Here is a 12,568-nt window from a genome sequence, read left to right on the forward strand (position 1 = left end):
GACTCCAGCGACATGGGCCTCGGGAGCCATGTCACGCACAGCGCGAGCGCTGTCGTACCGTCCAGACGTGCCTTACGGCGCATTGGCTGTGAGGTTGTCTACGTGGCATATGCCGACTCCCTTGCCCTGATGCCGGGCGCAGTTACTGGCCGGTTGCTCCGTTGACGTCGTCACGCCAAGAAGCCTGTGTACGTGAAGCGGGCGACATCCACTGCTGCGTTCCCACCGACGGTCGTGAGGGTCACCATGTCTGAGAGCACCATTCGCCAGGCGTCTGGAGGCCTGGCGTTCGACCTCACCACCGAGCCCTGGATCCCTGTACTGAGGACAGACGGTTCGCAGGACGAACTGTCACTGAAGCAGGTGTTTGCCCAGGCAAGCGGGCTCCGGCAGATCCTTGGCGACCTGCCCACGCAGGAGTTTGCGCTTCTGCGCCTCTTGCTGGCAGTCGCGCATGACGCACTTGACGGACCAGCGACGATCAAGGACTGGGTGCAGTTGTGGGAGGACGACAACTGCTTCGCGCCGGTGGGTCCCTATCTGTCTGCGCACGCACGCCGCTTTGACCTCCTCAGCATTGCGACACCCTTCTTCCAGACGGCTGGCCTCCGTACGGCGAAGGGTGAGATCTCCTCCCTGAACCGCATCGTTGCCGATGTCCCGAACGGAGAACCGTTCTTCACCGCCCGGATGCCGGGAGTGAAGCGCCTTTCCTTCGCTGAGGGCGCACGGTGGGTCGTCCACGCCCACGCCTATGACACCTCCGGCATCAAGACCGGTGTCGTAGGAGACGCACGCGCCAAGAACGGCAAGGTGTACCCGCTGGGCGTGGGATGGGCCGGCAATTTGGGAGGTGTCTTCGTCGAACGACCGACGTTGCGCGAGACGCTGCTGATGAACCTTGTCGCCACCGACACACCCGGCATCGAAGTCGACGAACACGACGAGCCTGCCTGGCGGCGTCAGCCGACCGGACCGGGGGCAGGTGAGCGCACCCCCACCGGCATGCGAGACATCTACACATGGCAGACCCGGCGTCTGCGGCTCGCCTTCGATAACCATGGTGTGACGGGTGTGGTTCTTGGCTACGGTGACCCGCTGAGTCCGCGCAATCTGCACACGTGCGAGCCGATGACCGCCTGGCGGCGCAGCCCCGTGCAGGAGAAGAAGCTGAACGAGAGCTTGGTCTATCTGCCGCGAGAGCACGACGCCGACGCGGCGGCCTGGCGCGGTATCGCCACACTTATCAATGCGCGCACCAATCCGGACGGCACCGCGGAACCCCCTGTGATGTTGCGGCCGCGGGTGATGGATTGGGTGTCGCGACTGGTCTCAGAGGGGCCCTTGGATAGTGGCCTCCGGGTGCGAGCGCGGTTCGTCGGAGCCAAGTACGGCACTCAGCAGTCCGTCGTCGACGAACTCGTCGACGAAGCGCTCGTGATGGACCTCGCTCTTCTGCATCAGGTCGACACCCGCTGCGCCGAGCAAGCCATTGCGGCAGTCCAGGATGCGAATCGTGCTGCTCTGGCTGTCGGAGACTTGGCCGCGAACCTTGCCCGCGCGGCCGGCATTGACACGGAGGGGCCGCGAACGAGCGCCCGCGACCGGGCGTACGGTGCGATCGACTCCTCCTACCGTGACTGGCTCATAAACCTGCCCATGGCGCGCGACCCCCTCAAGCAGCGTTCGATATGGCAGCGGGACCTGGTCGAGACCGCGAGTGCCCTGGGCGATCAGCTTCTTGCTGCTGCGGGCCAGGCCGCGTGGCGGGGCAGGACTGTGGCGACCCGGCAGGGCACGGAGTGGCTGAATTCGGCGACGGCGGACAGGTGGTTTCGCCGAGCGTTGTACAGGGATCTCGGATTCCCCGATCAAGGGCTTGAACTGCGATCACCGACGGCCAAGCCAAGCGAACCGGACCACCGGGGCCGCTGGAGTTCAGCTCCCCGCGGCACGCTTGGCCGCGATACCGGCATGGCTGAGGGCACGGCACGGGATGGAAGCCGGGACAAGGTGATCACCCTTGCGGCCCTGCACTTGGCACACCTCCAGCGAGGCTATCTCGACCAGCAGTCGCACATCGTCGCTGGCGTGGCTCGCCTGCGAGGGAATCTCGGCCGTGACGTGAGCGCACAGAACGGCTTGAGAGACCTCATCCGACGCAGTCCATCGGTGATACCGGGTGGAGAGTGGCTCCTGACCGAAGGAGAGGCACAGCAGGCGGCGGAGGCTCTCCAAGCCGCGCTGGCCTTGTGGGCTGTGCACCAGCACGCTCGTTCAACCGCCATGCACGAGCGCGACCCGGACGGCAGGAGCAGGCGGGGTCTGGGCGCCGCACTGCGCCGGATGATGAGACCAGGCGAGATTGATGAACCACTGCGCAAGCGGATGGTCCGAGCTGGCACCGCTGCCGATCTCCCGGCTCTCACCAACAGACTGCGCGACATCATCGTCTACCTGCGTCGTGACAGCGTTCCCATCGACTACGCGCTGCTCGCCGGCCAGTTCTACACCTGGCAGCAGCCCGATGGAGCGGACGCTGTGCGTCAGGAATGGGGCCGCTCGTTCCAAACCTGGCCCACCAAGGCAGCTGCGCCCTCCACCCTTGACATTTCCGACGAGACCACCCGCACCATGAACACCGACAAGGACGCCTCGTGACCCGCTTCTATCTCGACGTGCACGCTCTGCAGACTTTCCCGCCGAGCAACATCAACCGCGACGACACCGGCGCGCCGAAGACTGCCGTGTACGGAGGCGTACCGCGCGCGCGAGTGTCGAGTCAGGCTTGGAAGAAGGCTGTACGCGACTACTTCCGCGAAGAGAACCTGCTGGACGCCAGTGAGCTCGGTGTGCGGACGAAGCGGATCGTCGAGTCCGTTGCCGAGCGCATTGCTGCTCTTGCTCCAGCCATTGCCGGAGTGGAGGCTCTGCAGGCTGCGGACGAGACGCTTAAGGCAACCGGACTCAAGACCGAAGTACGCAAGCGCAAGGGCGACACAACGAAGGCCGGCGAGTCCGAGCCGGTCCCGGAAGCGAAGTACTTGGTCTTCCTCAGCGCACGGCAGCTTGACGGTCTTGCCCGCCTGGCCGTGGAAGGCGCCGGCGACATCAAGACGTTCTTCAAGCACAAGCAGAACAGGGACCGTGCCCGAGAGATCGCGGACACTCACCACTCAGTCGACATAGCACTGTTCGGCCGCATGGTCGCGGATGCCGCCGACATCAATGTTGACGCTGCCGTGCAGGTTGCCCACGCCATCAGTGTGCATCGGGTGGAGAACGAGTCCGACTACTACACGGCTGTCGACGACCGCAACACCGAGGAAGAGACCGGCGCCGGCATGATCGGCACGGTCGACTTCAACTCTGCCACGTTCTACCGGTACGCCGCCGTGGGCGTTCACCAGCTCGCCGAAAACCTCGGCCAGGGGCTGCGTGACGGTGAGCCCGCCTCCAGTCCGGTACGCCGCGCCGTTGAAGCATTTGTGCACGGCTTTGTCGCCTCCCTGCCCACCGGAAAGATCAATACCTTCGGGCACCACACCTTCCCTGACGCCGTCATCGTCAAGCTGCGCACCACACGTCCCATCAGCTTCGTCGCCGCCTTCGAGGACCCCATCCGCGGAGACCAGGGGGGCCACGTGCACGAGGCCTGCGACCGCCTCGCTGAATTCGTCCCTGAGATCGAACGCGCCTACGGCGACGATGGCACTACCCTCACCTGGGTCCTGCGCGTCGGTGCCAACACCAACAGGCTCGCTGATACGGGCGAGGAAGCCGGCACCCTGGTCGACCTTGTCGCCGCGGTGGGCAAGGCGGTCGCCGAACGCCTGGAGAAGCCCGCATGAGCGTACTTACCCTGCGTCTCGCCGGCCCTCTCCAGTCCTGGGGCGCAAACGCGCGTTTCTCCCGCCGCACGACCGAGTCCGCGCCCACCAAGAGCGCGGTGATCGGCATGCTCGCTGCAGCGGTCGGCGTCGAACGCGGCGACGATACCCGCCTCGCGCCCATAGCCGCTCTGCGCTACGGCGTGCGCATCGACCAGCCAGGCATACGTATGCGCGACTTCCACACCGCGCACCACGCCGTCACCGGCAAGGCCATGCCCCTGTCCGAACGCTTCTACCTCGCCGATGCTGTCTTTGTCGCGGCTCTTGAAGGCGACTACACCCTCCTCGCGGACCTCCATAGTGCTCTGCGTAACCCCGTCTACCCGCCCTTCCTCGGCCGGCGGTCCTGCCCGCCCTCACGGCCCGTCGAACTGGACCTCCACCGCGAAGGCACCCTCGAGCAGGCCCTGCGCAGCACCCCCTGGCAGGCATCTTCCTGGCACAAGAGACAGCACCGCCCCGGCGCCGACATCCATCTCACTGTGCTGCGCGAAGCGCGCCCGGAAGAGGTCGATGCTGCCAATACCTTGCGCGACCAACCTCTCAGCTTCGCGCCTGAACACCGCCGTCACGCACTACGCAGCGTCATCAGCGACAGCGTCCGCTTCACCCACTCGCTCGAACGTCGAGCAGTTGCCCGACACGACCCCTTCGATGCGTTCGACGCTGCCGAGGAAAAGAGTGCCTGATGTTCCTCACCCGCTTCCGCGTGAACACCGCGCGCTCCAGCTCCCGGCGGATCCTCGGCTCACCGCAGATCATGCATGCAGCCGTCATGTCCTGCTTCCCCGCTCTGCTGCCCAGCGACGCACCTCCGCCTGGCGGACCGCGGATTCTTTGGCGCGCGGACCACACTTCACGTGCCGAGGTGATCCTCTACATCGTCAGTCCTGGCCGGCCTGACCTGACACACCTGGTTGAGCAGGCCGGCTGGCCCGCAGCAGCCACCCCCATCGCACCTGGCTGGGAAACCCGCGCCTACTCCCCATTCCTCGACCGTCTTCAGACAGGCGACCGCTGGGCGTTCCGTCTCACGGCCAATCCCGTCCATCACGTGCGCCGTAAAGACGACGAGCCCACCAAGCGCACCGCCCATGTCACTCCTGCGCACCAGATGGGCTGGCTGCTGCAGCGACAGGAATCCGCGGGATTCCGCATCCTCGAGAGGTCGGCTGGTCAACCCCTGATGTCGTCCGTCGGTGCCAGCAGTGGACCTACGCACCCCGGGAACGCGTACGAGCTTGCGGTTCACAGCAAGCGTGACCTCGTCTTCGCCAAGCGCCCGCAGAACGGGTCTCCCGTTGGCAACAAGGCACCTGTCCAGATCGTTGCTGTCACCTTCGATGGACACCTGGAGGTCACGGACCCTGCCCGACTGCGCACCGTCCTCACCCAGGGCATCGGCCGGGCCAAAGCTTATGGCTGTGGCCTGCTCACCCTTGTCCCCATCAGGACGGGCGAGTAGGGCTGTGGCTGATAGCTGAGCGGCAACACGTTTTTGGCTTCCTCGGTCATGGGGGCGGCGCCGCAACCCCCATGACCGAGCGGTGGTGCCTGATGACGGCATGGCATCCGGCCTCCTCCTCCTCATCGTGGTCCTGAAGGCGACGGGGCAGCTGACAGTGTGATGTCCAGCCCCCCAATGGTCGTCAGCGGGCCGGGGACAGGGCGCGCACGGTCGGCGAAACTCTTGCAGTGGTGTCCTCGTCGTCGTGCTTGGCGGGTGTCGCCCGACATGTAGACCGGGGGTGGGGGCGGCTGAAGGGACGTTGGTTGCAGCCGGTGTAAGGCCGGGAACAGTGTGCGCGCTTTCGTGCACGCTGGGCACGATTAAGGCTGACATGGACGTAGTGTCGCCTTACGGTCGGGACGTGCACGATCCGCTTCGGCCTGGAGGAGATTCCGCATGCGCAGCGCTGCCGTCAACAATACCGAGTTGGCATATGTTGACGAAGGGCCCCGCGACGGCACCCCAATCGTTTTTAGCCACTCGCTGTTTTTCGATCACACGATGTTCGAGATTCACATGGAGCTATTCGCGCGCGAAGGGTTTCGCGTTGTTGCTTACGATCATCGAAACCAGGGTGCCAGTGCTCCGGCTACACGCGAGAGCTTGGGCATGGACACGCTCACCGAGGACGCCGCAGCGCTGATCGAGCATCTTCAGCTCGGCAGGTGTCACTTTGTTGGAAACTCGATGGGTGGCTTCGTCGCACTGCGGCTCGCGGCGCGACGCCCCGATCTTCTCCTGTCGGTGACCGCGCTCGGTTCGTCAGCCGAGGAAGAGTATCAACTTGCTGAGTTCGCCCCTTTGGCTGACCATGTTTCCGTCCACGGCATTGGACAGATCCTCGACACCGTGATGTACATCATGTTCGGTGATACAAGCCTTTCGCTGCGACCTGAACTGTGCAGCAGGTGGCGCGACTTCATGGCAAGCCTGGGTCCGTCGATTGCCGAAAGCGCCCACGGCGTAATTCACCGCACCCGCATCATCGAGGAGTTGCACGACTGCCAGGTTCCGGTACTGGCTATCGCCGGAAATGAGGACCACGCGTACCCCCAGCCGATCTCCGGTGTGCACATCGCGGCTGCCACCGGTGGGGCCGAGACCACCGTTGAAGGGGCTGGCCACTCGGTTGCTGTCGAGCAGCCTGACATCGTGGCCGAGTACCTTCGGCAGCACTTTGTCCGCAGTATCAAGTCTCTTGGCTGACCTCAGGTCAGACACGCCAGGTCCTGCGCCAGACACGTTGTCCGTCAAGTGCGGAGGAATGTCCCGGCCACTCGCGAGCCTCTGTTGCTTCGGGTGAGCTGCCCGCTTCCACGCGTGCACGGCCAGCATCGGCAGCCACGGGCACGGGCCCTATGCGGGCACCAACTGACACGAGTACCCCTTTGACGGCACGAGTTGACAGTCACCCAAGCGGCGACGGAGAGCACATGACAGCGACGGAAGACAGGCAGCCCTTCGTTGTGGGGGACGTGGTGACCGACGAGATGCGGTACGAGACCGGCACGGTGCGGTCGGTGTACGGGAACCAGGTACGGATCGCCAGGCCCTCTGGCCTGGACTGGTGGGCTCTGGAGAGCGCCGTCCGGCGCGCGACGACACGAGAGGTGGCGATGCTGCAGACGAGTATGAGCCTTCAGCTCAAGCAACTCGGTGCTACGGCCTCATGAGGGGCTTGTATCGCTTCGCCGGCGTGATGTTCACCGTCTTGATCGCCAGCGCCTGCGGCCTGGTGATCGTTCTTGCCTTCATCGGAAACTAGAATCTCGCCACTCAGCTCCCAAGCAGGCCATGTGCCCCACGCGCGTGAGCAGCGTTGCCGAGTGATCATGTCGGCGAGATTGGCTCGCCGTGCTCGTCTGCACGGTGCAGGACCCCGGCCGACTTGCTCCCCCGACGGGGGATGTGCCGGGGTGAGCGGCAAATGAGGCTGCCTGGTGCTGCCGTCTCCCTGTGCATGCAGGGTTGGCCGTGGCTGGCCTTCGGCGTCCACCGTCAGCGTGCGTCGCCTATCAGATGTCCTCGTACGGTGGGGTAGGCGCCTGCCAGGCTGGTAGGGAAGCCCAGAGGGCCACAAGACGCGCGTCCTGACCAGCGGCCGTGCCAAAGGGCGTCAGCCGGGCAGCGAGCCTGTGTCCGGGCGGAGCGGAGTTGACCCGCCCTGGGGCACATAATCTGTAAACAAATGGCCTTGCATGTTGATACATCTCTCCGTGGTTGAGTAGGCATTATTCGTTGGTCGGTTGCCGTCGAGTCGAACTGACACAGTACCCTCCGCAGGGTGCTGAGCGATCAGCCTCGGCTGAGCAACGCTCGATGCTCGAAGTGTGCCCGCCATTTGCGGCTCGCTGCATCTGCAGTGCGTACAGCACCTTTGGGCATGGCTAACGATGTGTCGCACCCTCAGGATCCCGCCAGTTCTCCCCGGCGGCCGCGTTTGTACGCGCTCGGCGTGAGCCGGATCCGACACGGACGGCTGCAGTTCAGGACCTTCGGATTCCGGTAGGTAGCAAGGTGGTTCACGTCTGCCCGTTTGACCACCGCTATGGGACCGGTATTGCTGATGATGTGAATGCACATGTCGTCGCTTTGCAAATTTCGGGGTGGCCGCGCGTCGTTCACCAACGATAGGGTTCGCGGACCGCCAGCAGTGGTGGCGTGTCTTCGTGGAGGAACTCAAGTGATCAACAACAGCAATTCGCTGCGGCGTTCAGCGGCCATGGTGGTCGCCGCCGCGGCCGGCGTGATCGGCCTCGGTATAGCCGCCGGCCCGGCCGTCGCCCACACCCCGACGTGGTCGGTGACGTGCGATTCGGTGGACATCAAGCTCACCAACTACGGCCCCGACACCGAGAACACGGTGACCGTCACCGTCGACGGTAAGGACCTGCTGCCGACCGAGACGTTCGAGAACGACTTCGCCAAGAAGCTCGCGCTTCCGGAGCACGACAAGGAAGTCGTGGTCCGCCTCGTCGTCGTGGCCGAGCACGGCGACGAGTTCTCACGGGACGAGACCAAGACTGCCCCCGTGTGCGAGGAGGAACCTCCCACGGAGACTCCTCCCGTCCCGAGCCCCACCCCGAGCACAGCGTCCCCCACGCCCACGCCGACGCCGAGCGAGACGTCTTCTGACACGCCGAGCTCGCCCGTTGCCGCGCCGTCGCCGACGCCGAGCAGCGAGGGCCCGGCCCTGGCGGAGACTGGATCCTCCAGCTCCACCCCGCTGATCGCGGGCGCGGCTGCTGTTGTTATCGCAGCTGGCGGTGGCTTCGTTTGGATCTCGCGCAAGCGCCGGGCGCAGAGCTGACCTCTTCGTCATGTGACCGGGGCGGCATGGGCTCCTCGGTGGGCAGACAGCGGCCGGACTCTCCTGGGTTCGGCCGCTTTGTCTCTTACAGATCAGGCCGCCGCGGGGCGTGTGAGTACCGTGTCGTAGCCCTTGACCTCTGTGACGGTCTGCGCCCGGCTCGCCGGGCGCAGACCGAACCGGCCACCTGGTGCAGCAGGCGCTGAGGACACCGTCGCGTGGGTGCGTTGGTCGAAACTTCTCATCGTTGCGGCAGCTGCTGCAGTGGGAGGTCGACCCTGACAACTTTCGGCTCGAGGCTTCTCTTGCCCGTGAGCTCGCGCTGTGGCCGCCTGCGGCTCGATGGAGCGCCAGGTAGTCATGCATGCCGATCTATTCCTTGCCGCCGGTTCGGCTGTGCACCGGTATCCGTAACCACTGCGGGGGCTTGGAATCTGTCTCCAGCCAGTACCTGATTGGCGGCGCATCCGTGGTTGGCCACGGCGGCAACCGTGCCGTCGGGCTGGTCGTCCCGACGTTGCCGAGATGCTGGCCTCGCCTTCCATCGCGAGGCCTGACCTCGGCGAGTACCCCGCGTGCGCCTTAGGACCTGTGATCCATCGGGGCTGCTGTCTCAGAAGCGACGGCGTGCACCATCATGGTCGTTCACGATCGACGTTCCAACCTCGCCCTTGCTCGAGTTCGGATCCGGGGCGAAGGCTGCGGCACACGTCTGCGATCACCCTCCGGCTAGGTTGTTCCGCTCGGATCATTCGCGGCTTGTCATACTTCCCGAGTGGAACTGCAAGACGAGGAAGCAGCGCGGCGTTGGCTGGCCGCTCAGGGCGTCAGCCAGGTGCGTGACGGGTGGGTGACCGTCGAGCACGTTGCTCACCACCAACCAGGTGGCGCACTCCTGGGCCGGTGACGTGTTGCCGAAGAACTGGATGCAGTTGACCAGGTGCGGTTGGCCTTCGGGTTACTGGACGTCCTCGACGACTACTGGGTCTTGTGCGGGATCCGGTTCGCCAACGATGACGTGGAGTGCCCTCTTCCGGCCGACGCGCTGTGGGCGGCGATCGTCGGCGCCTGGAGGCGGACCGGGACACCGAGGCCGTCACATACTCGCTATGGGTGGACTGGTTCGAAGACCAGGCCACTTCCGCTATGGCCTTCGCCGAGGTTCTTGGTAACGACATCGACCGAGCGGTGACCGAGCGATCGGAAGTTTTACTCCGACGAGCCTGTCGGGTGCTGGAGTGCTCGGGCCCGGTCCGCTGGACAGTGAAGGAGGCCACGTACCGCACCGCTGTGCGGCTTCCCGCCCTGCATCCGGCTCTCTTCCGCGGTCTTCTGACGAGCTTCCACGACCTCTACGGCGATCTGGAGCCGGCTGCCGCACTGGCCCTCCTTGGCCAATTGGAGCTTCCCGCGCACACCCGGCACCTTGCCGAACTGCGTCACGTGCTCGTCGCAGGGCACAAGAATCACTACGGCAGTGTCGGCGCCTGGGACGATGCGGTTCGCTCCTGCGCTTGACGCTCCTGGCCAGTCAGGCCGAGAGCAAATGACATCGACGCAAGCCCAATCAGATGGACAATTGTGGTGGTCTCGTTACGGGTGACGTGTCGCCCGGCTGCCTCGGGCGGTCGATGCAATGTTCCACGGTGTTGCGCTGCTCGTACCGCCATGCGGTCGAAAGCGAGGGTCTCGCCAACCCGGCTGCCACGCCGCAGACGTTTTCGGCGTTCATCGGCGGGAACGGGGATGAACGGCCGAACTCCACGCTTGCGCCGGTGATCGCGGAGCGCACGGGAACAGCACGACGCGCAGCCAGACCGGGTCCTGCCCAGTACGGGGACGTCCTCGCCGGTGCGCGCGCAGGCGGGCCCCTGATGTGGGCGAAGGGCGGTGCATCACCGGCCTGCCAAGTGGTGAGCCGGTCGCCGACATGGGGCATCGGAGGTGAGACGGTTCTTCGTGGTCAGGAGGTCGCGAGACGGCTTCGTCACCGGGCTCGCCGGCCGAGCCCCCTATTGCGGATGCCAGCCGCGTGGCGGTGAGCACGCGCGACAGTGGCATTGACCGAGGCAACCCACTGAGGGTTTCTCAGCGCCAGCCTGAATACCAGCGCGGGGGAGCACGCTTCCCAGGTGCGGGCACGGCCCACACATGCAGCCTGCTGTAGCCCCCTTCCCGTTCCTGCACTTCTCCACTGGGTGGGCCCGCTGAGATCCGGTCTGGACTGCAGGAGCACGCGTCGAGCACCTCACGGTGATCCCGCCCCCGGCCACCCCGCCGCGCTGTCCGGTCTGGCAGCAAGGATGCAATCCCCGTCCCCTTCATGCCAGGCAACGGCACACGGGAAAGAGATCAGATCAGGCAAAGAGGTGATCGGCTCCGTATGCAGGGTTCTGTGCTGAGAGGCACCCCGATGATGGCGGTGTGGCGGCGTGAAACTGAGTGGGGGTCGCAGCCGTCGTATCTGTTCAGGTATGTCGGTGTAATTCGCAACTTTCATTTGCCTTTTATGTTCTTCTCGTTGCGAGGATGCGTTGGTGACAAGTGGGCGCACCGCGGGAGTGGGCGTGTCAGGAATCTGTGACTTGTACGAACAGGAAGGGGTGTGTGTCCCTTCATGCAGCGCTTGGCTGGTTCTCTACCATCCGGGCTGGGGATCTCTGTAACTATTAATGAGCAGATGAGGGCTTTCCGCATGGTTGTGCCCAGGCGTAATCTTTCGACGGAGTGAGAGCGCCGATAATAAGGCGCGCAAGGCATCGATGCCCGTCTTCGCTGTGGTGACGCGATTTCCTGATCGTCGAAAGCTCCATGAATCCAACTTTTCCACAGAAGGATGATGAAGAAATGACCACTCCCACGCGCATCATGGACCTTGTCGCCGGTGTCTGGTCTGCCGAAACGCTGGCAACGGCGCACAACCTCGGCATCTTTGACCAGATCGCGGAGTATGGTCCGCTGACTGCCGAAGAAGTTGCCGACCGCAACGCCATCGAGGTGCGCCCGGCCGACCTCCTGCTGAGCACCTGCGCAGCGCTGGGGCTGCTGCGGCACGAAGACGGCCGCTACCACAACACAGAGATCACCAACGACTATCTGGTGCCCGGAAAGCGCTACTACTTCGGCGACGCCATCCGGCTTTTCTCCGGCCGCTACGACACGTGGCTCAACCTTCCTGAGGCTGTCCGGAAGAACGCCCCGGTCAGCTGGAACCCGGACACGCAGGACTCCCTGTTCCACGCAGAAGCTCCCCAGGCCACGTTCTGGGACGGGATGCATGCTCTGTCGGTCTACTCGGCTCGCTGCCTGGGCGAAGTTCACGACTTCACCCAGCACCAGCGACTGCTCGACATCGGGGGTGGCGGCGCTGCGTACGACATTGAGCTCTGCCGCACCTACCCGCACCTGCAGACAACGATCTTTGACCTTCCCTTCGCCATTGAGCGGACCAGTGAGCGCGTGGTTCAGGCAGGCCTGCAAGAGCGTATTGCCTTCCATGAGGGCGACTTCCTGAACGACTCCGAGCTTCCCACCGGTCACGACGTCATTCTCCTGTCGATGATCCTCCATGACTGGGCCGAGGAAACAAACCGGACTCTGCTCGAAAAGTGCTTCGCCGCGCTCCCGTCAGGTGGATCGATCATCGTCAGTGAACTCATCCTGGATGATGACCGAAATGGCCCGCCGCTTGCCGCTCTCATGGGCATCAATATGCTCGTTGAAACCTGGGGGAAGAACTACACAGCGGCCGAATATCGCGGTTGGCTTAGTGATGCAGGATTCACCAGCATCACCCAGCACACGTTCGACGCTCCTGGTGCGAACGGCGTCATTGTCGCGAAGAAGGACTAGGGG

9 protein-coding genes are annotated in these 12,568 nt (G+C 64.5%); all 9 read left to right on the plus strand.

All coding sequences use genetic code 11. The features are described from left to right. The first annotated feature begins 246 nt into the window (after positions 1 to 246). The 9 genes from casA (at position 247) to JE024_RS39350 (ending at position 12,565) form a co-directional block, all read left to right on the plus strand. A complete protein-coding gene (casA, locus tag JE024_RS39310) occupies positions 247 to 2,661 on the plus strand; it encodes a type I-E CRISPR-associated protein Cse1/CasA (protein WP_205378751.1) in 2,415 nt (804 codons plus the stop codon). After that, on the plus strand, positions 2,658 to 3,851 hold the full coding sequence (gene cas7e / locus JE024_RS39315; RefSeq protein ID WP_205378752.1) for a type I-E CRISPR-associated protein Cas7/Cse4/CasC: 1,194 nt from the start codon (positions 2,658 to 2,660) through the stop codon (positions 3,849 to 3,851). The genes casA and cas7e overlap by 4 nt, the downstream gene beginning before the upstream one ends. Next, positions 3,848 to 4,582, plus strand: coding sequence for a type I-E CRISPR-associated protein Cas5/CasD (gene cas5e / locus JE024_RS39320; protein WP_205378753.1), 735 nt, complete (start codon positions 3,848 to 3,850; stop codon positions 4,580 to 4,582). The genes cas7e and cas5e overlap by 4 nt, the downstream gene beginning before the upstream one ends. Further along, positions 4,582 to 5,358: a type I-E CRISPR-associated protein Cas6/Cse3/CasE gene (cas6e, locus tag JE024_RS39325; RefSeq protein ID WP_205378754.1), complete on the plus strand. Its 777-nt coding sequence runs from the start codon at positions 4,582 to 4,584 to the stop codon at positions 5,356 to 5,358. Before cas5e ends, cas6e begins: the two co-directional genes overlap by 1 nt. A gap of 441 nt (positions 5,359 to 5,799) precedes the next feature. Then, entirely contained in the window at positions 5,800 to 6,609 is an 810-nt protein-coding gene (locus tag JE024_RS39330) for an alpha/beta fold hydrolase (RefSeq protein WP_205378755.1), read from the plus strand. Between the two features lie 227 nt (positions 6,610 to 6,836). Next, positions 6,837 to 7,076 carry a hypothetical protein gene (locus JE024_RS39335; RefSeq protein ID WP_205378756.1) on the plus strand — a complete coding sequence of 80 codons (240 nt, stop codon included), beginning with the start codon at positions 6,837 to 6,839 and terminating at the stop codon, positions 7,074 to 7,076. A gap of 1,049 nt (positions 7,077 to 8,125) precedes the next feature. Then, positions 8,126 to 8,713, plus strand: a complete 588-nt coding sequence (locus JE024_RS39340; RefSeq protein ID WP_205378960.1) for an LAETG motif-containing sortase-dependent surface protein — start codon at positions 8,126 to 8,128, stop codon at positions 8,711 to 8,713. A 1,113-nt stretch (positions 8,714 to 9,826) separates the two neighbouring features. Further along, entirely contained in the window at positions 9,827 to 10,231 is a 405-nt protein-coding gene (locus JE024_RS41735; protein ID WP_244883725.1) for a hypothetical protein, read from the plus strand. Positions 10,232 to 11,560: 1,329 nt separating this feature from the next. Beyond that, complete coding sequence (locus JE024_RS39350) at positions 11,561 to 12,565, plus strand: methyltransferase (protein WP_205378757.1); 1,005 nt, start codon at positions 11,561 to 11,563, stop codon at positions 12,563 to 12,565. The last annotated feature ends 3 nt before the right edge of the window (positions 12,566 to 12,568 follow it).

This window comes from Streptomyces zhihengii (genome assembly GCF_016919245.1).
GTDB lineage: Bacteria > Actinomycetota > Actinomycetes > Streptomycetales > Streptomycetaceae > Streptomyces > Streptomyces zhihengii.